At 51.5% G+C, this 25782-nt stretch carries 18 protein-coding genes; 12 read left to right on the forward strand and 6 right to left on the reverse strand.

Going from position 1 to position 25782, the window contains the following annotated elements:
- Positions 1 to 193: 193 nt before the first annotated feature.
- The 5 genes from ACLBLI_RS00535 to xylB form a co-directional block, all read right to left on the reverse strand.
- Entirely contained in the window at positions 194 to 3517 is a 3324-nt protein-coding gene (locus ACLBLI_RS00535) for a TonB-dependent receptor (RefSeq protein WP_414829247.1), read from the reverse strand.
- A 406-nt stretch (positions 3518 to 3923) separates the two neighbouring features.
- Positions 3924 to 5576, reverse strand: coding sequence for a glycoside hydrolase family 9 protein (locus ACLBLI_RS00540; protein WP_414829248.1), 1653 nt, complete (start codon positions 5574 to 5576; stop codon positions 3924 to 3926).
- Positions 5577 to 5599: 23 nt separating this feature from the next.
- The gene (locus tag ACLBLI_RS00545) at positions 5600 to 7513 is read right to left on the reverse strand and encodes a sialate O-acetylesterase (protein WP_414829249.1); all 1914 of its coding nucleotides are present in this window, start codon (positions 7511 to 7513) and stop codon (positions 5600 to 5602) included.
- 59 nt (positions 7514 to 7572) lie between these two features.
- On the reverse strand, positions 7573 to 8892 hold the full coding sequence (xylA, locus tag ACLBLI_RS00550) for a xylose isomerase (protein ID WP_414829250.1): 1320 nt from the start codon (positions 8890 to 8892) through the stop codon (positions 7573 to 7575).
- Positions 8893 to 9007: 115 nt separating this feature from the next.
- Positions 9008 to 10465: a xylulokinase gene (gene xylB, locus ACLBLI_RS00555; RefSeq protein WP_414829251.1), complete on the reverse strand. Its 1458-nt coding sequence runs from the start codon at positions 10463 to 10465 to the stop codon at positions 9008 to 9010.
- 172 nt (positions 10466 to 10637) lie between these two features.
- Here xylB and ACLBLI_RS00560 point away from each other — a divergent pair, with 172 nt between their 5' ends.
- The 12 genes from ACLBLI_RS00560 to ACLBLI_RS00615 all read left to right on the forward strand — a co-directional run bounded on the left by ACLBLI_RS00560 (position 10638) and on the right by ACLBLI_RS00615 (position 25216).
- Positions 10638 to 11849, forward strand: coding sequence for a XylR family transcriptional regulator (locus ACLBLI_RS00560; protein ID WP_414829252.1), 1212 nt, complete (start codon positions 10638 to 10640; stop codon positions 11847 to 11849).
- A 384-nt stretch (positions 11850 to 12233) separates the two neighbouring features.
- Positions 12234 to 13886, forward strand: coding sequence for a glycoside hydrolase family 43 protein (locus tag ACLBLI_RS00565; RefSeq protein WP_414829253.1), 1653 nt, complete (start codon positions 12234 to 12236; stop codon positions 13884 to 13886).
- A gap of 1 nt (position 13887) precedes the next feature.
- Positions 13888 to 16737 (forward strand): glycosyl hydrolase 115 family protein, encoded by a 2850-nt coding sequence (locus tag ACLBLI_RS00570; protein ID WP_414829254.1) that lies wholly within the window; start codon positions 13888 to 13890, stop codon positions 16735 to 16737.
- A 472-nt stretch (positions 16738 to 17209) separates the two neighbouring features.
- On the forward strand, positions 17210 to 18193 hold the full coding sequence (locus ACLBLI_RS00575) for a glycoside hydrolase family 43 protein (protein ID WP_414830868.1): 984 nt from the start codon (positions 17210 to 17212) through the stop codon (positions 18191 to 18193).
- Between the two features lie 14 nt (positions 18194 to 18207).
- A complete protein-coding gene (locus ACLBLI_RS00580) occupies positions 18208 to 19629 on the forward strand; it encodes a sugar porter family MFS transporter (protein ID WP_414829255.1) in 1422 nt (473 codons plus the stop codon).
- A 439-nt stretch (positions 19630 to 20068) separates the two neighbouring features.
- Positions 20069 to 20518, forward strand: coding sequence for an azurin (azu, locus tag ACLBLI_RS00585; RefSeq protein WP_414829256.1), 450 nt, complete (start codon positions 20069 to 20071; stop codon positions 20516 to 20518).
- Between the two features lie 275 nt (positions 20519 to 20793).
- The gene (locus ACLBLI_RS00590; RefSeq protein WP_414829257.1) at positions 20794 to 21360 is read left to right on the forward strand and encodes a DUF4920 domain-containing protein; all 567 of its coding nucleotides are present in this window, start codon (positions 20794 to 20796) and stop codon (positions 21358 to 21360) included.
- A gap of 152 nt (positions 21361 to 21512) precedes the next feature.
- The gene (locus ACLBLI_RS00595) at positions 21513 to 21923 is read left to right on the forward strand and encodes a hypothetical protein (RefSeq protein ID WP_414829258.1); all 411 of its coding nucleotides are present in this window, start codon (positions 21513 to 21515) and stop codon (positions 21921 to 21923) included.
- 3 nt (positions 21924 to 21926) lie between these two features.
- Positions 21927 to 22127: a hypothetical protein gene (locus tag ACLBLI_RS00600; protein WP_414829259.1), complete on the forward strand. Its 201-nt coding sequence runs from the start codon at positions 21927 to 21929 to the stop codon at positions 22125 to 22127.
- A 418-nt stretch (positions 22128 to 22545) separates the two neighbouring features.
- Entirely contained in the window at positions 22546 to 23676 is a 1131-nt protein-coding gene (locus tag ACLBLI_RS00605) for a hypothetical protein (RefSeq protein ID WP_414829260.1), read from the forward strand.
- 66 nt (positions 23677 to 23742) lie between these two features.
- Positions 23743 to 24510, forward strand: coding sequence for an MBL fold metallo-hydrolase (locus tag ACLBLI_RS00610; RefSeq protein ID WP_414829261.1), 768 nt, complete (start codon positions 23743 to 23745; stop codon positions 24508 to 24510).
- A 157-nt stretch (positions 24511 to 24667) separates the two neighbouring features.
- The gene (locus tag ACLBLI_RS00615) at positions 24668 to 25216 is read left to right on the forward strand and encodes a hypothetical protein (protein ID WP_414830869.1); all 549 of its coding nucleotides are present in this window, start codon (positions 24668 to 24670) and stop codon (positions 25214 to 25216) included.
- Positions 25217 to 25418: 202 nt separating this feature from the next.
- Here the strand turns inward: ACLBLI_RS00615 and ACLBLI_RS00620 are convergent, their stop codons facing one another.
- Complete coding sequence (locus tag ACLBLI_RS00620) at positions 25419 to 25766, reverse strand: carboxymuconolactone decarboxylase family protein (RefSeq protein ID WP_218311503.1); 348 nt, start codon at positions 25764 to 25766, stop codon at positions 25419 to 25421.
- Between the last annotated feature and the right edge of the window lie 16 nt (positions 25767 to 25782).

Below are 25782 nucleotides of genomic sequence, written 5' to 3' on the forward strand. Positions count from 1 at the left end.
TTATTATTTCTTCTGACGCTGCCGTCAGGCTGTTGCGTAGAGTATTATCCGCATTGTTACCCGTGGCAATAAAACGGAAAAAGCAGGAAGCTCTTAACAGAACTTCCTGCGTGTATAGCCAGCGTGATCACCGATGAGCCTGAATGGGCACACATCCCCATCGGTGTGTCGCGTTAGCATGTGGGTCATGGCATCAGAAGTTTGCTCTGAGAACCAGTGCCACACGACGGTCGGCTATAAACCATGAACGACCAGCCTCCAGGCCTTCGTTATTCAGTTGCATGATGGTCTCGGACTGCGCATTCGTCAGGTTAGTACCCTGCAAGCCCACCGTAATGTGCTCATTGATGTTGTAGAACACCGAACCATCAAGCTGTCCGTGATCGTCGTACCAAAGTGGGGCTTTGGAAATGACATCACGGGTTGTCAGCAGATAACGCGAGCGCCAGTTATAAGCAAGACGGGCACTCCAGTCGTTCTTTTCATACATTACCACCAGGTTAGCGGTCTTCTTAGACTGCCCCTGCAACGGCACGTTATCCAGGTTTACGCGGATACCGGTGTCGGTGAAGTCATCACCTACCCAGTCTTCACTGTCAGCATCCACTTCATTGTTTGGCACGCCGCCGGCATCAATGTAAGTGAAAGTGGCCTGCACACCGAAGCCGTTCCACGGCGATGGCAGCATGTCGAAAAACTGCTGATAGGCAATCTCAATACCATCCATTTTTCCGTCGCCACCGTTGGTCGTACTGTTCAGCAGTACGGCCTGGGTTTGTCCGGTCTCCGGGTTGGTGTATTCACGCGCCGCTGCTCCCTGAATAAAATAGTTCTTCAGATCTTTGTGGAATATCGTGGCACTTAACTGACCCACCTCTGCGAAATACCATTCCAATGCGAAGTCATACTGAATGGCCTCCATAGGTTCCAGGAACGGGTTACCACCAGAGCCCGTCCACGCAGGTACATAGCTGTACTGAATGAGGTTCTCTTCCGGCGGTGGCGGATTTTCAGGGTCGGTCTGCGGGCGCACGCTGGTCACCGGTTCGTTACCCAGTGTGGCGCGGTTTCTGACATCGCCCATATCCGGCAGGGCAACGGCTTTTGAGAAAGCGAAGCGTGCCAGAAGCTCGTCGGTAAGTTCCACTTTAATGTTGAAGCTTGGCAGGAACATATCAAATTCGGTTTCTGCTGACAGTTGCTGCTCGGCGTCGTTACCAAATGCGCGGTCGCCTTCGGAAAGATAGTTGATTTGTTCGCCAATCCAACGGTTTTCCTCGGCCTCTACGGCTTCTTCAAACGTGGCATAGTTGCCAGCGGCGATTTGCTCATTCACCCACGCGGTCACGATTTCCGGTGTCAGGCGCTGGCTTTGCAACGACTCTGGTGGCGGGAAGTCAGGCAGCAGGTCCGGGAAGGTGATGGCCCCTTTTGCGGTTCTTTTGAGGTTGACGTAACGTAGCCCGATGTTACCGCTGTAGCGCAGATCTCCGGTGCCTTCGAAGTTAACGCGAACGTAAATGGCTTTATTGGTTTCCTGCGTTGAGTTTATTTCGCCGGGAGTGAACAGGCCGAATTCTGCGTCTACACCATCGCGGTCACGGTATGGTTCCCAACTACCGCCTGCGGTCATGTAAGGCATGGCTCCGCCGATAATTGAGCGTACATAGTCTTCAGTCGCATGAATGGTCTGGCCGCCAGGAATATTGGCGACACCACCACCGTGGAAATCGGTCCAGTCCACCAGCTCAAAGTTGGAACTGTCTACCGGAATTTGGTCAAGCCAGCCAGCAGGCGCAGCGCTGGAATATTCCGGACCTAAAGGCCCCCAGTTCCAGCTGGTAGAACGTACGGTCTGATCACGCTTGGCATAGCGGGCACCCGCCTGAATAGACGTAATTAATCCCTCACTGTCCGGATAATATTTGCCGTCAAAACGGATGGCTTTGGAATCACCTTCGGAACGCTCCCAATGATCCATCGCACTGCGAAGAAAATAAGATGTTGGGTCCTGGAAGTAATTGGTGTCGCCTGCCGGATCACCGGTAAAGCCAGGGTAGTTTCCACTCTCGTATTCGCCTGGATTGGCATCGCGATAGCCAAAATACGGTTCCAGCAGTGCCATGTTCGGTGTCGATGTTGTCACGTCATAATACTGCCCGGCAAACGCTGCCGTGTGCACTACCAGATCGTCATCAGAGGTTTCTGCTTTTACGTACTGTAGGTCAGTAGAGAGTTCGAGGTTTTCTGTGGCTTTCCATTCAAGGTTAAATGAAAGGTCTTCCACCAGGGTTTCGGTATCTTTCACGCGGGAATCAAACTGCGTTGGGTAGCCGAATTGCGGTCTACCGCCCGCTTCCCATGAACGTATGATGCGGTCGTTATTGCCATCTGCTGCGCGCCAGCCATCCGTACCCTGTGTCATGGTGCCGTTTTCGAACAGACCGTCTTCGTCAAAGGAGAACGATGTGCCTTCCAGCGGGCGTGTGCGGCGGCCATCTAACGAGTAGTAACCACCCTGATATTTCACGGCCTGTTCGTGCCAGGAGAGGCGTGCGTCTGAACGGATATACTGGATGGTACCCAATAAGGTTTCATCTTCGTTTTGCCACTGTAGCGCACTGGCGATCCCTTTACGCTCGCGGTCGTCAAACTTTTTCAGCAGGTTTGACGCATTAGGCATCCACACCGTGCCTTCGCCGTCTTCACCCACAAACGCCTCTGCGCCTGCCAAATCGCGGGCATAGAAAGGGACATAGGCATCTGACTGAATCCCGTGAGATTCACCGTATAACTGTGAGTGGGCGAAGTTAACCAGAAAGCCAACCTCACCGCCATTGCGGATGTCCCACCGGTCACTGAAAAGGCCGGAATAAGTCGGGCTCCCTTTTTCTGCCAGATCGCCATAAGAGTAGTCGCCACTGAATGCCAGTACGCGGTCTTCAGAATCAAAAGGCTTGCGGGTACGCAGGCTCACCGTACCGCCTATACCACCTTCAATCATGTCGGCGGTCTGGTTTTTATATACATCAACCCCGCCCATCAGTTCGGGCGAGACGTCCTGAAATGACAATCCTCGACCACTATTGGCTGTGAAAGAGTCACGTCCATTAAACTCACTGCGGGTTTGCGTCATACCACGAATAATCGCACCACTGCCTTCCACACTGAAGTGGTCTGGATCATCCGGACCGGCGAAGCGCTCCACGTTTACGCCAGGCAGTCGTTGAATAGCTTCAAGTACACTGCGGTCTGGTAATGAGCCAATGTCTTCTGCGGTAATCGCATCGACTACCGTATCTGACATTCGCTTTAAATTCTGTGCGCTATTCAGGTTACCGCGAATACCTTTTACTTCAATAACTTCTACAGATTCATCATCTTCTTCCTCGGCTTCGGTTTCCGGTGTTTCCTGCGCATAGGCGGTATGCAGAACTGACACCAGCGACAACGCCAGTAAGGACTTCCTGAACTTCCTGTTAGGGCCAAAATGCTGGTCCTGTTTTGACATCTTCATGTGTTACCCCAGATGAATTATTGGTATTACCTGCAACCCATCGTTTGGGGCGCAGTTACTTTTATTCTTGGGTTAAATTTTGTGCGATGGGGTGAGGGCAATCAACGAAAGACACAAATAACACAATAGCAAAAACATAAATCGCAACATTTAATTAACATACTTTGGGTGTTCTATTAAAAAGTAATACAAATTAGTCGCTTGAGAGTGGGGGTTTTGTTAACTTTTTGGTTTCCCCGCGTTTACTGGTTGCCGTTCACCGGTAAAGCAGGTTGTTCACACCAGAGTCCGAACGCTGTGCGAACGGGGGAAATGAATAAAAGCACGCGGAAGGAGCGGTGAGAAAGCGGGTGAAGGGGGGGGCGCTGGGCGGCAATTCAGCCGCCCGCATGGTCATCCAAAAACGTCACTTGCCGGTGATGACGCTGGCGAGTACATACACCAGTGGCGCATTCCAGTTAATCGTAATTTCATTGGTTGAATAACTGCACCAGTCATCAAGGTACGAGGTGGCGGGTAGATCGGAAGGGTAGCGACAGCCATCCTGATGTCCGTTCTGTGGTCCGCCCGCCAGCCAGCCGGGTACCGGATCCGCGATGCCGTCGGCCTCGGAAGGGCGATGGTGAATAAACCGTGGTGACTTGTTACCAAAGCCGGTGACAAAACTGTAGCCGGTAGGGTTGCGCCCGCCAATGTAATCTACCAGTGCAAATACTGCGGTACGGTAAACCGGCTTGTCGGTCAACCGGTAAGCGTTTTCAAGCAGCATGGCTTTATTCATCATGACCGCGTTACTTCCCCAGACGAAGTCTTTGGTCACCACCGGAATGCGAAACGCATTGGCCTGCATGATGTCCACCTGTTGGTCGGCATAGGCACCAAGCTGCGATTTTACGCTTTGATACTCGTTCTCGCGTAAAAGCCCTTTGGCATCGCGCAAGAGCGACAGGTAGCTGAGTCCGGTCACGTTTGCCCATGACGGGGCGGATACCGCAGATAACTTACCTGCCAGTTCGGAAAGCATTTTGCTATTTCGCTGGCTGATAGCGTATTCGATTGCAGCCCAGTTATGCTCGTCACTCAATGACGTGTCACCATACTGGCCGGTTTTCACGTTGTCTTCGTTGGTGTAATACTGTTTTGGGTTGTTCTGAGCCCACTGAAGTGCACGGTTCGCGCGCTCAAGATAATCATCACGGCGCTCGTCAAACACCCGTGCGGCCACGGACATCACGGCGGCGAAGTTCAGCGCTGCAGCGGTGCTCTTCGCTGTGGCATAACGTGTTGCTGTTGCCGCGTCTGGCATTACCGGCCCTGAAAAGCTAAGCGTGGTGAGTTTATGAAAAACACCACCGTCGCTGTCCTGCATTGTAACCATCCAGTCGAGATTCCACAGGATTTCATCCAGCAGGTCTGCTCGGTTGTTCATCGACTCAGGAATATTCCAGTGACGGGAGTCGTAAAAATCGCTGTGATCCAGATACGCTCGCAGTAGCGTGTAAGTGGAAATGCCGGAATTCACAATGTATTTGTTGTAATCGCCGGCATCGTACCAGCCTTTACTGCGGTCAACCGGGTCAGTGTCGGGTGCACCCAGTGTCAGCGTTTGCGTATCAGGGTGCCCGGCACGGCGGTGCCATTTACCGGCAAATGCCTGATCCAGCGCCATACCTGCGCGGTTATAGTAATAGGCTTTAATGACCGCATCATGCAGTGCACCATAAGGGTTGGGATGTACGGTAAATATTACGGGATCAGCGCCGTCAACACTGAGGCGATATTCCCCTGGAGCGGTAATGGCTGAAATATCAGCCAGTGACACCGTCATGCCGGCATCCTCCCACTTCCCGGAAGGACGGGTAGTTGCCGATAATTCCTGTGCCCCGTTATTCAGTCGGGTGACGGTAAAGGGCATAGAGGATGCATTCTTCACAATGGCAACCTTGCTTTGCTCAGGTGTGAAACCCCACTGATTGAGATAGACCTTATCAGCAGCGAATGCCGACAGAGAAAGTGAACTTACCGCCACTGCGCTGGCGACACGCTTGCTTATCTTCATGCTTATCACGCTTTTTGTCCTGATTACTTCAGTGAGTGTTCAAAGGGGGCCATTGGCCAGCCGTCTGTATCGGTGATGCTGTAAAACGGATTATTCGCCCACGCGTAGCGTACCGATACCGGTTTAGCTACCTTGTCGCTGGTTAACCTGAACTGGTTGCCCTTGCGAGTAACGTCGGCGAAGTGGTACGCGCCATCCTCACCGGCCAGGGTAAAACCCGACTGTGGACTGGTAAGGGTTCGTAACCCCTGCGGATCGGTAATAGTAAGCACTACCGCGCTGCCATCTACCGTCGCGCTCTGCACCTGTGGTCCGCTGATATTGGTATCGCGCTGATAAATGGCATGCTGCGCCTGCTTTGCCAGGCGCTCGCCTACTACCCGTTTATTTACAGGGTGGATATCGTTGTACTCCCCGGCATCGATTATTGTAACCATATAGGCATTGGGTGTGGTGGCGGCCTGCGCCTGTTCGTCACGAAGTTCAGCCCAGTGACTTTGCTCCGGTGCAGTCTGCGGGGCCATGTAGTTTGCCAGTTGCACCGTAAAAAATGGCAGTGCAGGTTGTTGCCAGGCTTGTCGCCAGTCATTCATCATCGCCAGCATTTTTTCCGCGTAGGTAGCGGGCTGACCGGTATTGGACTCTCCCTGATACCACAGCACGCCCGACAGCGGGAAATCAGTGAGTGGTGCAATCATGGCATGGTACAGGCCGGTTGGCTTCCAGCGAATAAAGGTTTGTGTGGGAGCAGGGTCCTGCATGGTTGCAGCCTGTTTGTATTGCCATTCTCCGGCTAAGGAGATGCGCTGGGTGTCGCTACCCAGAAAAAAAGCTTTATCCGGGAAGAACTCGGTATCACCATTGTTCGAAATAACGCGTACGGTGATGACGTTGTCGCCCTTGTGCAATATGCCCTGAGGAACAGTATAACGGCGTGGCGGATAGTGATAGGTGGTATTACCAACCCGGGTACCGTTTACCCATACTTCATCGGCATCGCGTATTCTACCGAGGCGTAACACCCATGGTGTTTCAGGTGTCTGCGCTAGCGTGACGGTTTTCTTTGCCCACCAACTGCCGGTAAAACCTCCGTTGGCAAAGTCCGGCCTGCCTGGAACCGTGAAAGATTGCCAGTCGCTGGTATTCACATTTTCTGTATACCAGGGAGACGTCGCATTCAGACCGGCATCTCGGCTTGTGAGTGTGGTGTGCCAGTCGTTCGCCGCCGCTTGATCCTCGCGCTGGGTTTGTTCAATAAACGCATCGTCTTTAAACGGCTCGGCGGCTTCCAGTGCCTCCGGGTAATCAGCAAGCAGGCGTGGCGCCATCCAGGCCTCAATGGGTGAGCCTCCAAGTGAAGCATTCACAATACCAATTGGCACCCCTTCATAACGATGCAGGTGACGTGCAAAGTAAAAAGCTACTGCAGATAAGGAACGAATGTTCTCATTCTGTGCCGTTTTCCACTGACTTTTGCCTGGCACCGGTTGAGGCTGATTAAAGTCAAATGCATCGGGCACGGTGTATTCACGGATTTGTGCATAATCTGCCAGTGCGACATCTTGCGGATAGGCCTCTTCGGTGCGCGCCAGCGGCAGCTCCATATTTGACTGGCCTGATGTCAGATACACATCTCCAAAAAAGACGTTGTCGATACTAAGCGTGACGTCATTCCCTTCAACGGTGATCTTGTGCGGGCCGCCGGCCTTCTGTGGTGGTAGCGGCACCGCCCAGCGGCCGTTATTCACTGCGGCTTTTCCAATAGCTTTGCCATCAAGATGCAGTGTCAGTTCCTGGGTATTATCACTGAATACGACAACCGGGACATCAGTACCGCGTTGCAGCACAGCATTATCGCTAAACAGCGGGTGGAAGTGGGTGTCGGCCAGTGTGGTAAAGGAAAATAAACTAAGAAAAGTCGTAGTGACAAGGCGCATAGTGGTGTCCCTGAAAACAAAAACGTGCAGCGATTGCTGCACGTTTTTTTAAGGAGAGGTTATTTAAAAAGAACCTGATTGACCTGGTTTTCCAGCAACTCCTGTTGTCCGGAAACGTGTTTAGGATCAAGGTTGTTTTCCTGTGTATAGGATGCCAGCGACTCGAGGCTGAAACCGCCGTTTGCGATTTTGCTGCCGAAATCACTATCCCAGCCCTGATAACGCTTCGCTTTGGCATTGCCAATGAAGTCGTTTTCAATCATGGCGGCGGCCTTTTTCAGACCCAGTGCACAGGTATCCATGCCGCCGATATGGCCGTGGAACAGGTCAGCCGGATCGATACTCTGACGACGCAGTTTGGTGTCAAAGTTAAAGCCGCCCGAGGTGTAGCCACCATTTTTCAGGATTTCATAACAAATCAGGGTCATTTCTTCCACGCTGTTCGGGAACTGGTCGGTATCCCAGCCCAGTTGTGCATCGCCACGGTTAGCATCGATAGAACCAAAGATACCCAGCGCAAATGCGGTAGCAATTTCGTGATGGAAAGAGTGGCCTGACAGGGTCGCGTGATTGGCTTCAATGTTCACGGCGAACTCGTTCTCCAGTCCGAATTCTTTTAAGAAACCATATACTGTTGCCGTATCATAGTCGTACTGGTGCTTAGTGGGTTCCTGTGGTTTTGGCTCGATAAGCAGCAGGCCGTCGAAGCCAATCTTGTGCTTGTGCTCAACCACCATGTTCATAAAGCGGCCCAGGTTGTTGCGTTCACGCTTTAAGTCTGTGTTAAGCAGCGTCTCGTAACCCTCGCGACCACCCCAAAGCACGTAGTTTGCGCCGCCCAGTTTTTTGGTGGCGTTCATGGCGTGGAAAACCTGGGTTGCGGCGCGGGCGAAGATTTCCGGATCCGGGTTAGTCGATGCGCCAGACATGTAGCGCGGGTTGCTAAATACGTTCGCCGTACCCCACAACAGCTTCATGCCGGTTTCTTCCTGCTTGGCCGCAAGCACGTCAGTCATTTCAGAGAAGTTATTTACGTAGTCTTTGATGGTATCGCCTTCCGGTGCAACGTCTACGTCGTGGAAGCAGTAGTAAGGCGCGCCCAGCTTGGCGAAGAATTCAAACGCAACATCGGCTTTCTGCTTTGCGCGCTCGATGGCGTCACCTGGCTTTAGCCACGGGCGATTGAACGTAGAGCCACCGAATACATCGGCACCATCCCAACAGAAGTTATGCCAGTAGCAGCTGGCGAAACGCAGGTGCTCTTCCATGGTTTTGCCGAGGACTTTTTCTTGTGCATTATAGTGTTTAAAGGCCAGCGGATTGGTTGAGTCCGGGCCTTCATATTGAATTGGCGCTATGTCATTAAAATAATTTGCCATGAGTCACTCCTTAATGAGTCTGAGGCGTGCGTGAAAACGTATTCCTCAATGGTAAAGACACTGCACGCCACAACAATTATGTAAATTGGATAAACTTTTGTGTTTTTTAGTCGGCTCAGAAATGTGGCTCGACGGCGAAATACAATTCCCGGAACTTCTGACGGCGCTTCAGGTACACATCAAAGTGTGAATTATCCGGCTCGAAGCTTTTTACCAGTTTGGGGAACGGACAGATATACGAAGGCTTGATTTCGGGGTTCATTGCCAGATGTGCCAGCCTCGCAGCGCCCAATGCCGGGCCGACATCGCCGCTTTGACGAAGATTCATCGCAAGTCCGCTGACATTCGCCAGCATCTGACACCAGTAACTGCTTCTGACACCACCCCCAATCAGGCTGATGCCATCGGCCTGCACGCCGCAGCCATGCACCGCATCAATGCCATCGGCGAGCGCCATGGATACACCTTCCATTACTGCGCGGCCCATGTGAGCACGGGTGGTGGCAGCACTGATCCCGAAAAACATCCCTTTTGCTGACGGGTTGTTGTGGGGTGTCCGTTCACCGGTAAGATACGGTAAAAAGTACGGTGTAGCGTCATCATCAATGCCGGAGTTGTTTTCAATATCGGCAGTGAGTTCGCCTACATCCTGATAGCCTGCATTCGCGGCATACCACTGCAAACAGCTTGCGGCGCTCAACATGACCGACATCAGGTGCCAGCGATCAGGCAAGGCATGACAGAAACTGTGCACCGCTGAGGCGGCGTTGCTGCGAAACTCACGGGTAACGGCAAAATACACGCCCGATGTGCCCAACGACAACATCGCCTGGCCGGGATTGATAATACCGCAGCCAATAGCGCCTGCTGCGTTATCACCTGCACCGGCAACCAGTTTCACATCCCGCATTCCCCAGCGCTGACACAAAGAGGGCAGCAGTGTGCCTGTTACCTGGTTGCCTTCGAACAATGTCGGCATTTGCTGACGTGACAGGCCACAGGCGTTAAGCAGTGAATCGTCCCAGTCGCGCTTGCCCACATCCAGCCAGATGGTACCGGCGGCGTCAGACATATCGCTGGCAAAATCGCCGCTGAGTTTATAGCGAAGGTAGTCTTTTGGAAGCAGTACCTTATTTATTCGCTTAAAAATTTCCGGTTCGTGATGTTTTACCCACAGCAGCTTGGGTGCGGTAAACCCTGGCATTACCAGGTTGCCGGTGATATCTGTTACAGATGGCACCGCCTCTGTGAGTTCCCTGCATTCTGCCTCACAGCGGCCATCGTTCCACAGAATAGCCGGACGTAGAGCACTGCCGCCTTTATCGAGCAGTGTCGCGCCATGCATTTGGCCGGCAAAGCCTATGGCGCTAACGGGTGCAAGGTTGTGTTCCTTGCTCAGAGAGTCAAGACAATCACACGTCGCCTGCCACCAGTCCTGTGGATTCTGTTCAGACCACAGAGGTTTGGGAAGAGAGAGCTCCAGGCGTGTACTGGCACTGGCAATAAGCTCGCCATCGGTGTTTGTCAGAATGACTTTGACACCGGAAGTGCCTAAATCGATACCTATGAACATGTCATTTCGCTAAAACGGTTTTGGTTGTGCCTAATGCTGATTACCAAATAACAAAAGGACAATTACGATTTTTTGTAATTTTTTTGTTAATTCAGATTAACTGAGCTACTATCAATCTGCCTGAAAAATATCATAACAATTTTTATTTAATTTAGTTTTTTGCGGGGCACACATGTTTGCAAATAAACACAGTATCACCATGCTGTTCAACGCCAATAAGGTGTATGACAGACAGATAATCGAAGGTATTGGTAGTTACCTGCAGTCATCAAAGGCCGACTGGGACCTGTATCTGGAAGAAGATTTTATGGCCCGACTGGATCACCTCGACGAATGGAGCGGTGACGGCATCATTGCTGATTACGACAATCCTGAAATCCAGGTTGCCCTGCAAAAAGCGAAAGTGCCGGTAGTGGGCGTAGGCGGGTCGTACCGCAACCCTGAGGACTATCCGGACGTACCGTATGTGGCGACGGATAACTTTGAGCTGGTGAACGCGGCGTTTCAGCACTTAAGGCAAAAAGGCATTCAACGGTTTGCTTTTTACGGCGCACCGGTGGATGAGCACCATCGCTGGGCGCAAGAGCGTGAAAATGCCATGCTTGAGCTTACTGCCAAGGAAGGTTATGAGTGTTATGTATACCGTGGCCATCCTGTTCGCCCGGAAACCTGGCAATACACTATCAAGCGTTTGGCTGACTGGCTGAAAAGCCTGCCTACCCCAATTGGTATCGTAGCGGTTACCGATGCACGCGCGCGCCACTTACTGCAGGTATGCGACCACATCGGTATGCTTATTCCTGACAGAATGGCCGTAGTTGGCATTGATGATGACGAAATTGCACGCTTCTTAAGTCGCGTAAGCCTGAGCTCTGTTAAACAGGGATGCTTTGAGATGGGCTTTCAGTCGGCCAAGTTCCTGCACAAAATTTTACAGGGCTACAAAGGGCCGAAACGTCCGATTCTTGTGCCTCCTGAGCGTGTGGCCGAGCGTCAGTCTACTGATTTTAAAGCTATCGCCGACCCGCATGTTATGCAGGCGATGCACTTTATTCGTCAGAATGCGTGCCGGGGCATTAAGGTTGATCAGGTTCTGGATTATGTCGGCGTGTCCCGCTCGAATCTGGAGAATCGCTTTAAAGATGAGCGTGGCCACAGTATTCACACTGAAATCCACAATGAAAAGCTACTGAAAGCCTGCAAAATGCTGCGTGAGACCGATGAGTCGACGGCGCAGATTGCCAAAATTTGCGGCTACCCGTCACTTCAATATATGTATGCAGTATTTAAAAAGCATTACCAGAAAACACCGATTGAGTACCGTGAGTCGATGAAGCCAGCTTCATCGGAAGTCGAACTGGAAATGGTAAAGACCATTCTGTAGTGCTTACCCGGTAAGGGCAGGTGATAGGGCAGTGTGAAGGCACTGCCCTCTGTTGTACTCAGCGACCCACAACGTGCACGTTGAGTGAACAGTTTGGTATGACACGTTGACGCTTGCTGTATCTTTACTCATGGCAGATGCGACTTAGTTTCTGGCCGCTGAGTGACTTTCGCGTAGTCACCCTCGCCAGTCACCTCCAGCTACTGCTGGCATCTGTAGCATTGCTCAGATCAGAGCAATCGACAGCGCAGTTACTCTGAGTATCAGCCAGCGCGGACAAATGTAAAAAAGCAAAAACAGAGCGGGAAATCATAATCCGGATAATTTGAACTGGTTGCTACGAAACCGTTACATTTTGGTTACTTATCAGCATCTGGAATGGAAATGATGACTCGACGTGCATCTTCACTGGCAACAATATTACTGGGTACACTGATACCCGCCTTTACCGCACAGGCTACGGCAACGTTTGCGTGGTTTGATTATCAGGCGTCAGGGAAAGCACCGCAGGTTGCAGAAGGTCATTTCAGCAACCCCATTCTTCCGGGGTTTTATCCTGATCCCAGTATTACCCGCAAAGATGACACCTATTACCTGGTAAATTCCTCGTTTGCTTACACGCCAGGTCTGCCCATATTTGAAAGCCAGGATCTGGTGCACTGGGAGCTGGCAGGGCATGCACTCAACCGACCCTCGCAGGTGACCTTTGACAATCTGAATACGTCGCGCGGGATTTTCGCACCCACTATCCGTTATCACGATGGCCTGTTTTACATCATTACCACCGCTGTCGATGCGGGCGGTAACTTTATCATTACCGCAAAAGACCCGGCTGGCCCCTGGTCTGATCCTGTCTGGCTTCCAGAGGTTGGCGGTATCGACCCCGACCTCTTTATTGATGATGACGGGCGCGCCTATATTGCTCACAATGATGCGCCTCCGGGTGAGCCACTTTATGACGGTCATCGTGCCGTGTGGATGTGGGAAATTGACCTGGACACGCTCAAAGTGAAACCGGATACCCGCAAGCTGCTGATAAACGGTGGTGTAGATATCTCAAAACAGCCGGTATGGATTGAAGGCCCGCATATTTATCATGTGAACGGCTGGTACTACCTAACCTGTGCGGAAGGCGGTACCAGTGTTAACCACTCGCAAGTGGTTTTTCGTACCCGAAGCCTCAGTGAGCCCTTTGTTCCTTACGAGAATAATCCCATTCTGACCCAGCGGGATCGTCCGCAATCAGATATTACGTCCACCGGACATGCGGACTTCGTACAAACACCTCAGGGCGACTGGTGGTCAGTATTTCTGGCAACACGTCCCTATGAGGGCAATCATTACAATACCGGTCGTGAAACCTTCATTTTGCCGTTAACCTGGAGCGAAGGCTGGCCGCATCTTCTGCCCGCTGGTGAGCCTGTGCCCAAAACCTTGCCCATGCCAGAAAATGCCTCACCGGATAAGACCACATTTGCCGAACGCAGCCGTCATTTCCGTGATGAGTTTGACAAGGGAGCGCTTGACCCCCAGTGGCTGGGGTTAAACACCTTTGAACGAAGCTGGGTTGCGGCAGAAAACGGTGCGTTGAGGTTGTCACCGGTCACTGATTCTTTGGTGGTTAGTGAGCAGTCTGCCTTTCTGGGTAAGCGCCAGCAGCACATGCAGTTCACTGCCAGTGCCAAGCTAGAAGAAACTCAACCGGGAACGACTGCCGGGCTGGTGGTATTCCAGAACCGGCGTTACCACTACTTTCTTGGGGTGAAAAAAGCCGGCTCACAACGCCTCGCGTTCGTTGAAAAAGTGGAAGACGGCAAGGTGACGCGGGTGGCGGAGACCACACTTGAGGGGGAAGGCCCGTTGGTACTGACCGTGGAAAACCAGCAAAAAGCACTGCAGTTTTCAGTCACCGATACCAAGACTAACCAGCAAATTATTGTTGGTAAGCCGCTGCCAGCGACACTGGTAAGCACGCAAACCGCGGGTGGATTTGTGGGGGCCCTGATTGGCCTGCACGCAAGAGCGTCTGGAGAATAGTATGAAGAGGTTGTTAGCATTTTTTCTTCTGATTGTTGCGGCTGGCGTGTCTGCCGCCGACTACTTGGCTGAGTCGCCAGGTGCTGGATTTCCTCTGGCTGATGAAAAGGGTGTTGCTCCTATCGTTGTTGAAGATACGGCGAGTCCTGGTGTGATCCGGGCAGTAAACAGTGTGCGCGAAGATATTTTTCAGGTGACGCAACAGCGTCCTGAAATACATGCCGCGCTGCCACGCGCCAGCGCCGTGATACTGGTTGCGGAGATAGGCAAAAGTGCGTTGCTTGAACAGCTGGTCTCATCAGGCAAGCTGGACCTTGGCGAGGTTGAGGGTCGCTGGGATGGTTATCTCATTCAGCATATCGACACGCCTTTTGAGGACGTTGATGAGGCCTGGGTCATTGTTGGCGCAAATCGTCGTGGCGCTATGTATGGGCTTTATGATTTAAGCGAAACCATAGGCGTTTCTCCCTGGTATTGGTGGGCTGACGTTCCGGTAATGCAGAAAAAGTCGGTTTATTTAGCTTCAGGAACCCGTGTTCTTGAATCTCCAAAAGTAAAATACCGCGGTATATTTTTGAATGACGAGGCGCCAGCGCTTACCAATTGGGTGCATGAAAAATACGGTGGTTACAATGCGTCGTTTTACGAGAACGTATTCGAGCTGCTACTTCGCCTTAAAGCAAACTTCCTGTGGCCGGCAATGTGGAATAACGCCTTTGCTGATGATGATCCGCAAAATCCGTTACTGGCGCATGAGATGGGAATTGTAATGAGCAACTCTCACCATGAACCCATGATGCGGGCTGACAAAGAGTGGAATCGTTATGGCGAGGGGGCCTGGGAGTATTCGACCAATCCGGAAAATCTCTACAAGTTCTGGCAGGAAGGGGCAGAGCGCCACAAAGCGCTGGAGAGTATCTTCACGCTGGGCATGCGCGGTCAGGAAGACACGCCGATGAGTGAAGGGCAGAATGTTGAATTGCTCGAAACTATCGTGGCTGATCAGCGCAAAATTCTCGATGAAACCTTCGACAAACCCCTATCCGAGGTGCCGCAGGTGTGGGCCTTGTATAAAGAAGTACAAGGGTTTTACGAGCGCGGCATGCGCGTTCCGGAAGATGTCACTCTGCTGTGGACGGACGACAACTTTGGCAATATCCGCCGCTTGCCAATCGCTGAAGAACGCGGCCGCAAGGGTGGTGCGGGGGTATACTATCATTTCGATTATGTGGGCGATCCGCGTTCTTATCGCTGGATAAATACCGTGCCGCTGGGCAAAGTGTATGAGCAGATGAGCATGGCCTGGGAGTATGGTGCCAGAGAAATCTGGATCACCAACGTGGGCGATCTTAAACCCATGGAGCTACCGATCGACTTTTTCCTGACCATGGCTTGGGACCCGGAAGCGTTTGATGGTCAGACTGCGACACAGTTTACCCGCGAGTGGGCAGCGCAACAGTTCGGCGAGGCACACGCAGATAGCGTAGCGGCGCTTCTTAACACCTACACCCTTCACAATGGCCGGCGTAAACCCGAGGCAGTGACCCCAGATACATACAGCCTTTACCACTACAACGAGGCTGCGCGCATCTCCACGTGGCTCGAGGAAGCGGCGCAGCAAGCTGTTGCACTTCAGCAGACATTGCCGGAAAAATTCCAGAGCGCCTTCTTCCAACTGGTGGGGTATCCGCTCTGGGCAACGCAGACCATGTACGAGCTGAACTATGCACAGGCACTGAACGCGCGCGATGCTGACCAGGACAGGGCAACAACAAACGACACTGCTGCCCAGGTAAAATATTGGTTCAACCGGGATAAGCAACTCGCTGAGCAGTATCATTCGCTCAAAGACGGACGCTGGAATCACATGATGTCCCAGCCTCACATCGGGTTTGTTCACTGGCGTAATCCGCCTGCGAATCTGCCGCCGGTTACCCGTCACAAGGCACTGGCAACGCCTGCGGTTGCCGATATGGGAGTGAGCACCCAGAATCAGCCAATATACTGGCCTGCCAGTGAATGGCAAAAGCAGTCACTGGCTCTCGAAACCTTTACTCCCTACGGCGCGTCGCAGCGTACCATAACAGTGTATAACCGGCAGGCAAAGCCGTTTGATTTTACAGCAGAAGCCAGAGACGACTGGGTTCGACTATCCGACACTGCTGGTACCGTTGCGCAACAACATGATCTTGATGTCAGTATTGACTGGGATTCCCTGCCATCTGGTGTGCACGAGTCGAGCGTGTATATCACCGGAACCGGGTGGGGAGGGGCAAGAGTTCATGTGAAAGCGGTCAAAACCAACAGTAATCCGCAAGGGTATGTTGAAACTGATGGTGTGATAGCAGTAAATGCGTCAAGTGCAGAAATTGATGGTAACCAGCCTCATGTGAAATGGGAGACCCTGTCACTGCACGGACGCACAGGGACCGCTGTACGCAGCTTCATAAGCGCAGACGGTGAGGTTCCTGAACGTCTGGCAGAGAGACCGGTGCTGACATACCCGCTTTATTTTACGTCTACCGGTACCTTTGACGTCATTATAGATATCTCACCGTCACAGCAGTTCTTTCCAAATCATAAACTGGCGTTCTGGATGGTGATGGATGGCGGTGAGCCGCAGCGAATTGACGGTGTTGGTGATTACAAATACTGGGAGAAGGAAGTATTAGACAATGTACGTCAACTGAAAACCTCGGTAACCATCACCGATCCCGGCACGCACATCCTGAAGCTATACCTGGAAGATACCGGTGTGGTGTTACAAAAAATCACGATTGATACCGGTGGGCTTCAGGAGAGCTACCTTGGGCCGCCGGAATCTCCGTTTGTGCAAAAAAGGAACGAATAAATCTGACGTCATTCTGCGGTCCCTGACGCAGGCATTTGCCAGCCAGGGAGCGCAGTGAATGGCGGGTGTCTCAGGCTGAAAGCCAAAAAATTATGTCAGTTAAATCGGAGGCGATAGCAACCGTTTCCGCGATTTTCGTCATTTATCATGTGTGTCTTGCTCTTTCCTTTCTTTGTAAATTTTATGTAATTCCATTCCGCCATGGCGTTATCTTGTTTTGCACCGTTTTAACATTGCTGAAACCATTGCGACGCTGCAAAATGCTGTACAACTCGCGAATAAATACAAAAAGGAGCTCGTTGTGGCAATTAAGCATTTTAGTATAAAGACGCTTTCACTGGCCGTGTCTGCTGTCATTCTTTGTGCATGTCAGCCGGCGAATGAGGCAGACAATATGAATACCGCAAAGCAACCTGAAGCCCAGGCCCCGGCCTCTGCTGAGAAACCGGTAGCCGCTGACACCTCTTCAGACATGGCGGCAGGATATTCCGAACCGCTGGTAACACATATCTACACCGCAGATCCGTCTGCGCATGTGTTCAACGACAGGCTGTACATTTACCCGTCTCATGATGTTGAATCTGGTATTCCTCAGAATGACAACGGCGACCACTTTGATATGCGCGATTACCACATCCTGTCTATGGATGAGGTAGGTGGCGAAGTGACCGACCATGGGATGGCCCTGTCTGTTGATGATATTCCGTGGGCAGGTCGTCAGCTGTGGGCACCGGATGCGGCAGAAAAAGACGGCACGTATTATCTGTACTTCCCGCTGAAAGACAAGCAGGACATATTCCGTATCGGTGTAGCCACAAGTGATAATCCGGCGGGTCCATTCGAGCCGCAACCAGAGCCGATGGCGGGCAGCTTTAGTATCGACCCGGCAGTGTTCAAAGATGACGATGGTGAGTACTACATGTACTTTGGCGGTATCTGGGGCGGTCAGCTGCAGCGTTACGAAGGCGAAGAGTATAACCCTGAAGACGAATATCCTGCTGATGATGCGCCAGCGGTAAAACCACGTATCGCAAAGCTAAGCGACGATATGTTGTCTTTTGCCGAGCCGGTTAAGGAAATCGATATTCTTGATGAGAATGGCGACCCGATTCTGACAGGTGACAATGACCGTCGCTTCTTCGAAGCCGCGTGGGTACACAAGTACGACGGCAAGTATTACTTCTCCTATTCCACTGGCGATACCCATAAAATTGTTTACGCAACCGGTGATAATCCATATGGGCCATTTACCTACCAGGGCGTGATTCTGGAGCCGGTGCAGGGATGGACAAATCACCATTCCATCGCGAAATACAAAGGCCAGTGGTATCTGTTCTATCATGACAGCTCGCTGTCCGGTGGCAAAACCTGGCTGCGAAGCGTGAAGATGACAGAACTGACACATCGTGAGGATGGCAGTATTGTTACCATCGACCCGTATAAAAAGGCCGAGTAAGTATGGAACAAACGATGAGTGGGCAGGCCGCAAGGCCTGCTGACAACGCCGCGAATAACACGGCGTTTATTTTATTTATCAGCGTGGTCGCCACCATTGGCGGCTTCCTGTTTGGTTTTGACAGCGGTGTGATTAACGGAACGGTTGATGGGCTGCAGCAGGCGTTTAACTCTGAAAGTGTAGGGACAGGGTTTAACGTGTCCAGCATGTTACTGGGCTGTGCTGTGGGCGCCTTCTTTGCAGGACGTCTGGCCGATCGATACGGACGTCGTGCGCTACTGATGACTGCCGCTGTCCTCTTCATTGTCAGCGCCTGGGGCTCTGGCGTAGCTGGCACCTCCGGTGAATTTGTCATCTACCGTATTCTTGGGGGGCTGGCAGTGGGTGCTGCGTCAGTAATGGCGCCCGCTTACATCGCTGAGGTATCGCCAGCGCGCTTTCGCGGCATGCTGACGTCTATTCAGCAAATTGCCATCATCAGTGGCTTATTTGCAGCATTTGTCAGCAACTATCTGCTTGCGGATGCAGCTGCTGGCTCAACGTCTGAGTTCTGGATGGGCTATGAGGCCTGGCGCTGGATGTTCTGGATGGAGCTGATTCCTGCGTTGTTGTTTTTCCTGATGTTGTTTTTTATCCCGGAAAGTCCGCGCTTTCTGATGGTGAAAAAGCGTACGGATAAAGCACAGGCGGTGCTTACCCGACTTTACGGAAAAGCCGCTGCAGACCAGAAAATTGCCGAAATTCGTGATTCTCTGGCAGACGACCACAAACCCCGACTTTCTGACCTTATGCAAAAAGGCACCGGAAAAGTACGCCCGATTGTGTGGGTGGGCATTGGTCTGGCGGCGTTCCAGCAGCTCGTGGGTATCAACGTCGTGTTTTATTACGGCGCTGTGCTGTGGCAGGCAGTGGGTTTTTCTGAATCGGATGCATTGCTGATTAACGTGATAAGCGGCGCTATCAGCATCGCCGCCTGTGTCATCACGCTGATGGTCATTGATAAAATCGGTCGTAAGCCACTGCTCAAATGGGGCTCGATTGGTATGACAGTGACTTTGGGTATCATGGTATATGCGTTTTTAAATGCCGACCAGGACCCAACCGGCAGGCTAATCCTTGGTGATTACGGCACCATTGCACTGGTCGCTGCCAATGCTTACGTGTTTTTCTTCAATATGTCCTGGGGACCGGTTATGTGGGTGATGTTGGGTGAGATGTTCCCCAACCAGATCCGAGGCTCGGGGCTGGCAGTCAGTGGGTTAGTGCAATGGGGTACCAACTTTGCGATTACCTGGACGTTCCCCATGTTGCTTGCCGGCGTCGGATTGGCCGGAGCATATGGACTGTACGCTATATGTGCACTGCTATCGGTATTCTTTGTTATTAAGCTGGTTAACGAGACTAACGGCAAAGAGCTGGAAGAGATGCAGGGGTAATTTCCTGAGTAGAACAGCCTTTTCGCCGCACAAGATGCAGCGAAAAGGCGCCTGTTAATCATGTGATGAACCTGGACTTTGTCACCTTGGGGCCTGCTGGCCCCTTTTTTATAAAGCCTGCCCTATAAACCTACAAACGGCAGCAAGTTATCGCACCGAAAACATCACCTTATATGCACGCGCACAGCTTTAAAAAGGGTGGAAAGGTACACCTGCATCGCATAGCTCACTATTTTCTAACAAACATTAAGAATGCGTATATCTAAGGGAAAATGTGATCTGACTATCCTCAAACTCTCTACTCACAAGTCGACCCAGGCGACATCCGGACAATTATGTTGTCGCGCTGGCGCGCTGCGTTATCGGTAATTTGCGTATTGACCACGCGCTACCTGAACGCTGAAATTCATTTTGAAACCAGTTTGAAAAGGTGTATGTAATGAAGTTAAAAAGCATTCTTTTAGGCGCTGTTCTTCTTGGCGCATCGGGTACTACGCTGGCAAACGAGTGTGAAGCAACCATCGACAGCAACGACATGATGCAGTTTGATAAGTCCGAGATGACTATTCCTGCATCTTGCGATGAGTTTACCGTTACACTCACTCACAGCGGTAAGCTACCGGCAGCATCCATGGGACATAACTGGGTAATGTCGACTAAAGCCGATATGCAGGCAGTAGCGACTGACGGCATGTCAGCAGGGCTAGATAACAATTATATTAAACCCGGTGATGAGCGTGTTATCGCGTATACGAAAATCATCGGCGGTGGTGAGCAGGATTCTGTGACCTTTGATGTATCCGGGCTGTCGGCAGATGAATCTTATGCATTCTTCTGCTCATTCCCGGGACACATCTCGATGATGAAAGGGACGGTTATTGTTAAATAACAATTACCGGACGCCCGGATAATCAGAAGTGATAAAAGCCGGGAATAGCCGGTATCGGAACGCGCTGCATAGATTGTAGATGTAGCATGTTCCGGGAGAATTCCTGAAAACACATAAACGCCCGCTATTTGCGGGCGTTTTTTATTGCAACCCAGACGGCTGGTAAGAGGTTTGATACGCTGGCAATGCTACTTTTTTCCTGAATGCCAGCGTGGAGTCATGACAGACAAAAATTTGCGCACGGCAAAGTACGCTTGTTATGGCGTCGCAGTCACTTGCCAGACGTAGTAAAAGATCACATAGTGAACGGTAATTGCCAGTCGCCCAATGGCGGCGTTGTAACCGGAGAAATCACTGTGAAGTATTATGCCGTAGCGCTGTTAATAGGGCTAAGCTCGCCTGCAGTCAACGCTGACAACACCATCAGGCTATCAGAGCCAGTGGCAAAGACAGAGCATACCGAGACCTTTGGCAGCGCGCTGGATATGCGGTTACCGCAGGTATCGCTTGCAGCGCTCAAAGCTCAGCCGCAGGACTACCTTGAGGCTCCCTTTCAGGTGACAACGCGTATAGCAAAAGTGTGTCAGAAAAAGGGCTGCTTTTTCATTGCACAGCAGGACGATGTGACAATACGAGTGTCATTTAAAGATTATGGATTTTTCATACCCACAGATAGCGGTGGGAAAGAAGTGACGCTGGCCGGCACGCTGATAAAAAAGACAATGTCAGCAGAGCAGGCAGCGCATTTTCGCGCAGATCTTAACGACGGCAACCCGGCTCTGGTACCGGGCGAGGTGTATGAGATAGTTGCACAAAGCGTTCGCATCCCTTTACGTAGCTGACAAATCCGGTTCGCCATCAGTGTGAGTGCGATTTCCGTGACGCTCGATTACAGATCGGCAGACAAAAAAACACAGCCATATCGTAAATAATAACAATTATCATTTGCATTGATGTGTTTTGTCCTCTAGTCTGAAAACAGGAGGATGACACTATGCAGCTAACCTATCTTTGCCCGAAGCATGCCGACTGGGTATATACCAACCCGCAACAGGCGGTGCATTTTCTGACCCGAAACGATATGCAGGGAAGCTTGCTGTATCACGGCGGTCAGTACTGTGATGCGATTCCTTATCTGGGTTGTGCGTTCGATATTGCCGCTATCTTATTAGAGCTTGAGGAAGGCAACGACACGGCGCTGATTAATACCGTAAAAGCGCTCACGTTTATGCTGGGCAGCGCGTATCAACTCTCTCAGCGTTGGGATTGCTACCAGGCGATTCATACTCGCGCATCAAAGTTGCTGGCGGCAGTAGCGACTTATCAGGAGCATCAGGAACGTGTGCGCACCGGTGAGCTGACGAGCCAGCCTGACGGACAGCGGCCATTTTCTCCGGGCAAGTGAAAAGTGAAGTCGGTAATTAATACTGTGCGAACGGCATTGCTAAGCTGCCTGAGTGGCGTTGCGCTAGCGCTGTGGGGCGTACAGCAAAATCTGGTGTCATTAATCGACGATCGGTTACTGTTTTTGCTTTTACTGGCAATCAGCGCAGCATTAACAGGTTTTGTGGTGTACTGCGCGCACCGGCAATCTTCTGCTACGGATTGAAAAAGGCCATCGCGGCAGTCATATAAGTAAGGACACATTTTATTCCCAGGCGAGCGCCTATCATCAATAACTTTGTGGAAGTAGCGGCGCTAACTGATGGACATGGCGGTCCAGGCTGCATCCTGATGACGCACTTCGCCAGTAAATCGCTCCGGAGCTGGCACCCGCTTCTGCTATGGAGGAAGTCATTGCGTCCCAGTAAACATCATTGTCTGAAAAAGCACCCGAGTGAAGCTGCCTGCACAACCACGTTCCTCGACAGCCGGGCAGTAGCTTTCAGCGACGGCAAGATTACACGATTTCATAAATACCACCGGTAAGATAGTGTTCAGCAAACTGGCATTGTTATGGCAAACTAAAATTACCGGGCAGAGCAGTTGTTTGCTGATGCCGACGTATCCAGACCAAGGTGGTAACTATGAATGCAGAGCGACCCTTATTTAAGCACATTCGGGATCATGCCACGCTGTTCTCCGAAATGGCGCGCTACCGTAATGAGGCCGCAACTACGCTGGGGCTTAAGGGATACGAGTATCACAAAATACCAAAGTTTATCGGGCCAGATGGTGAGCGCCTGACGATTGAGCCCGAGCGAAGCATTATTGTGCCCGAATTAAAGTTGCTGGAAGGCGTGAAAGTGATTCTTCAGGAATCTGTTTCCACACTGACGCATATTGCCAACAGCGACATCGGTTATCGCTACCCAACCGCAGCGCTGGCGGGATTGGATGCGCCATTTATTAAGCGTATGCGTTCAGAGTATTTTCATCGGGTGGACGAAGACAGAAATATTTGTCGACCGATAAACCTCTCTTTCGGTATCAAGAGTCGTGGCAAAGCGGACAATCGTCTGGAATATGAAGTCTGGTTACCAAAAGACGACCCTGACCAGGACCCGTTGCCGCTGCTGATTGAAAAGTATGGCGAGGATCTGCCTGATGATGTCCGTCATTTTGTTCAGCAACCGTCACGCATTCATGGCTGGATGGGCGTAAAGCGGGCAGCATTTGAATCGCTGTACCAGAATCAGACGGAGATGGGCGATCTGGTTATCTGTGTTGGCCTGTCTGTGGATGCTTATAACATTGGCGCCAGACCAGACTTGTCCTACTGCCCGGAAGTAGACAGCTCAATTGCTGTCAGTAATGCCGAGCTGGAGTGGGAAGTGATGGGCTACTATGCGCCATCTCATGCCAGATACAGTCATGATGAAATCTGGGCTGCAATTAATCATACGCTGGACGCAATAGGCCGACCGCTCAGCGACGTATATTCCAGCGTGATCATTCCTATAGAGCAAAGTAAAACGGAGCGTATTCTGCATACGGTAAAAAATCAGGGGATTACCCCTGCGCACATTGCGCACCTGAATTTACAAACCTGGGAGTTCTTACAAACTGCCAGTGAACACAGAGTTAAGGCGCATGATCCTACGCGCAGTGTTAATTTGCTGGGTCGACTAAACCGGCTTTTTTATCAGGACGACCTTAAGCTGCCCTCACTCAAACACATGCATGACCTGATTGCCCATTTACCGTCAGGTAGATGACGTAAACTGGTCTAACCACAAAAACTCTGCTAGCGTTCAGTGTCAGATTAACAAGAATCGCATTACATGAAGCTTCATACGCTACAGGGCTATATCCAGCAAATACATCTGGTAGAGGAGGGGGACAAACTCCTGCTGTTAGATGGCTGTTCACGGGCAGATGTGGATAACGTCTGCCGCTTTATCCGTGATGAGCTCGGTCGCCCGCTTTCTCACCTCGCAATAATTGTTGTCACTCACATGCATCCCGACCATGCCGGTGGTGCGCATAAGTTGCGCGAATGCAGTGGCGCGCGCATTGCGGCCCATCCAAAAGCCCGAAACTGGTATGCGGGTCTTGCTGGTCGCAGCGCTCACGTCATTGATGTCGCGCTCACGTGGTGGGTCGCCAGTCGTTTGGGGAAGCCTAAAAAATATATCTGGTACAACCCGTTACTGCGGCCAGATATCTTGCTAACCGATGGCCAGCTCTTGCCTGAGTTTGATAACTGGAAGGTTTACTTCACGCCGGGCCATACCGATCATGACTTGTCAGTCATGCATATACCGTCTCAGCGCATTTACGTCGCTGACCTTATGGTCAAGGTAAAAGGTGAACTGGTGCCGCCGTATCCGGTCTGCCATCCCAATCAGTATAAGCGTTCGTTACAAACCGTCAGGGCACTGAAACCAGCCTCTGTTCTGTTCGCACATGTCAGGGAACAGGCCGGTGCCAGGATTGATTTTGACGAAGTGTTAGAGCATGCGCCGAGATTGCCAAAAAACCACTGGCACTCTACCCGCAATCGCATTTCCCGAAAGCTAGGGCTGAATGAAAAACAGCATTACGTATGAGAGGAGAAACGCACTTTTCAGACCGGTGCACCAGGCTGAACGATGCCAACGCAGGAAATAATGCAATTGATTGATGTATAGTGATGGCAAAATCAATCACAAAGTAATAATGACAATGAAAGTTTCTCGAATTCTGCTTGGCGCTGCGTTTTTTTCTATGCAAAGTCTGGCGGCACTGCCGTCTTTAAATTCGCATCCACACCAACAGGCATTTTTTGATTCCCTGGCTTCTCTTTGTGGACAGGCATTTGCTGGCAAACTGGTTACCGATACCGCTGGCTCAGACAGCTTCAGTGGTAAAGCGTTAATCATGCACGTGCGGGAGTGCACCGATACCCAATTACACATTCCGTTTCATGTTGGCGATGATCATTCGCGTACCTGGATCATCACCCGCACGGGCAGCGGCCTGACGCTAAAGCATGATCATCGTCACAAAGACGGCAGTGAAGATGCGCTCACCATGTACGGTGGCATAGCTTCAGAGCCTGGTTTTGCGCAGGTGCAGTCGTTCCCGGCTGACACCTATACCCAGTGGATGTTTGCCGAGCAGGGACTTCCCCAGTCGATACCGAATATATGGCGAATGTTTGTGTATCCCAAAATGTTCAGTTATCAGTTGGTGCGGGAAGGACGCGAATTTCGCGTCGACTTCGACCTGACTACCCCCGTCGACACGCCACCGGCCCCATGGGGCGCTGAGTAGGAATAAAATTGATGATGTGCTGACACGTTGCCGAATTATGGCTGGTCAACATCGCAAATCGTCTGCGAGTGTGTTGTGCAGAACCGCAGAACCGCAGAACCGCAGAACCGCAGAACCGCGAAGTTGTGGCTGCAGCGGACAAAGTTAAGTCACGTTAGTGAAAAAGCCGGTGAAGTGACCGGCTTTTTCAACTGTGGTTGGGCTATTTCTTTTCAGAAAACTGCTCGTAAGCCAGCATCGCGTCAGCTGCGTACATCAGTGACGGGCCACCACCCATATAAATTGCCATACCGAGAGTTTCTTCAATTTCTTCTTTGGTCGCGCCAAGTTCTACCAGCGCTTTGGCGTGAAACCCGATACAGCCATCACAACGTGTGGATACGCCAATTGCCAGTGCTATCAGCTCTTTGGTTTTCTTATCCAGAACACCGTCTTCGGTGGCAGCCCGGGCCATTGCCGAGAAGCCCTGCATGGTGTCAGAAATGTCGTTGCGCAGACTTTTCATGTTTGCGGAGATGCGTTGCGTAATGTCAGGGTACGATTTGCTCATGATATTGTCCTTATAT

Source organism: Alteromonas sp. H39 (assembly GCF_047556435.1).
Classification (GTDB): domain Bacteria; phylum Pseudomonadota; class Gammaproteobacteria; order Enterobacterales; family Alteromonadaceae; genus Alteromonas.